Genomic DNA, 324 nt, shown 5'->3' on the forward strand with positions numbered 1-324 from the left:
GCCACGACCTGCGTCTTCTCGCCCAACAAAGTGCCGGAAAATTACCTCGCCTCAGCCGCGATCCCGCTGGTGCTGCGGCCGTCGGCCTTCCGCGCCAATGCCACCGACGTCGCCGGGCTCTATCGGTATGCGCTTGGCGCGGCACCGCATTACAAAGTGATAACGGCGCCGACCGTGGTCATCTCCGGCGATCGCGACAAGGTGGTCTATGCCCGCATTCACTCTGTCGGCCTGGTGCGCGACATATCAGGCGCCGAGCTGGTCTGGGTGCAAAATCTTGGCCACAAGCCGGACTGGATCGCCTCCGACCTCGTCGTCGGCGCC

The 324-nt window shown here is 64.8% G+C and carries 1 pseudogene; it reads left to right on the forward strand.

Going from position 1 to position 324, the window contains the following annotated elements:
• A pseudogene (locus EN857_RS33885) lies at nt 1-324 on the forward strand (alpha/beta hydrolase); the annotation flags it as partial.

The organism is Mesorhizobium sp. M4B.F.Ca.ET.214.01.1.1, assembly GCF_004791545.1.
GTDB lineage: Bacteria > Pseudomonadota > Alphaproteobacteria > Rhizobiales > Rhizobiaceae > Mesorhizobium > Mesorhizobium abyssinicae.